At 57.3% G+C, this 1,330-nt stretch carries 1 protein-coding gene; it reads left to right on the forward strand.

The genetic code is table 11. The features are described 5' to 3' along the window. The first annotated feature begins 71 nt into the window (after positions 1-71). Positions 72-1,264 (forward strand): IS3 family transposase gene (locus QP363_RS12590; protein WP_118779520.1). Its coding sequence is split into 2 segments (ribosomal slippage): positions 72-360 and positions 360-1,264, totalling 1,194 coding nucleotides; the frame shifts between segments, so codons are not numbered across the junction. Positions 1,265-1,330 lie beyond the last annotated feature (66 nt).

Genomic DNA, 1,330 nt, shown 5'->3' on the forward strand with positions numbered 1-1,330 from the left:
GGACCTGCCCCCTGTTTGGTAGACACCTCCGATTCCGACCGTGTTGGGTCGGGGAAAGGTAATCTACCTCCATGCCTAGGAAGGTTTATTCGGATCAGTTCAAGCGCGACGCAGTCGCGATGTACGAGAACGATCCACATCTCTCGCTCAAGGCCGCAGCCGAAGATTTAGGGATCTACCGCACCACGCTTCGCACGTGGGTCGATACGTACGGCACCGGTGCAAAGACCCAGAGGCCACCGGTTGCACGTGCTGATCATGCCAAGCAACTCACGGATGCAGAAAAGATACGCCAACTGCAGCAAGAAAACGCCAGGCTGAAAGAAGAACGCGATATCTTGCGCAAGGCGGCCAAATATTTCATGGAAGAGACACACTGGTGATCCGCTTCCAGTTTGTCGAGGACCACCGCACCGAGTACTCGGTCAAGCGGATGTGCACCGTCCTTGGGCTCAATCGCAGCTCTTACTACAAATGGAAAGCCAGCAGCGCCCAACGGCACCGCCGGCTAATTGACGATGCCATGCTAGGGGCGAAGATCAAGGCGGTCTTTAACGAGAAAGACCAGCTCTACGGTGCCAAACGCATCGCGGCAGAGCTGACCTATAACGACGCCTACAACGACAATGGGCCGGTCAACCATAAGCGCATCGCCCGGATCATGAAGAAGCTTCGCCTGCGTGGCTACACCAAAAAACGCAAGGTCACCACCACCAGGCGTGGGCCTGGCCGCGTGGTGTTTGCCGACCTGGTCAAGCGAGATTTCACGGCTCCGGCTGCAAATAGGGTGCTAGTTGGCGATATCACCTATCTGCCGATCGCGGACGGGTCGAATATGTATCTCGCTTCAGTAATTGACTGCTATTCACGGATGCTCGTCGGCTTTGCCATCGCCGACCACATGCGCACCGAACTCGTCGAGGAAGCGCTCGAGCACGCGCACCACACCCGCGGGAGTCTTGCCGGGGCGATCTTTCATTCGGACCACGGAAGTGTCTATGCCTCATCGCAGTTTCAGGCCACCTGCCGCAGGCTCAACGTCACCCAATCCATGGGCGCAGTTGGCACCAGTGCCGACAACTCGCTGGCAGAGTCGTTTAACGCCACCCTGAAACGAGAGGTCCTCAAAGACAAGAAAGTCTTTGCCAACCAGCTCGTCTGCCGACGAGACGTCTTCGCATGGTGCGTGCGCTACAACACCAGCCGAAGACACTCCTGGTGCAAGTACCTCACCCCCACAGAGTACGAAGCCCACGCAGCGTAACAATGCGCTAAAGTAAGCCCCACAATTTCACCACCCCATGGTGTCTACTTTCCGGGGGTCAGGCCC

Source organism: Corynebacterium sp. UMB6689 (assembly GCF_030215295.1).
In the GTDB taxonomy this organism is placed as follows: Bacteria; Actinomycetota; Actinomycetes; order Mycobacteriales; family Mycobacteriaceae; genus Corynebacterium; species Corynebacterium aurimucosum.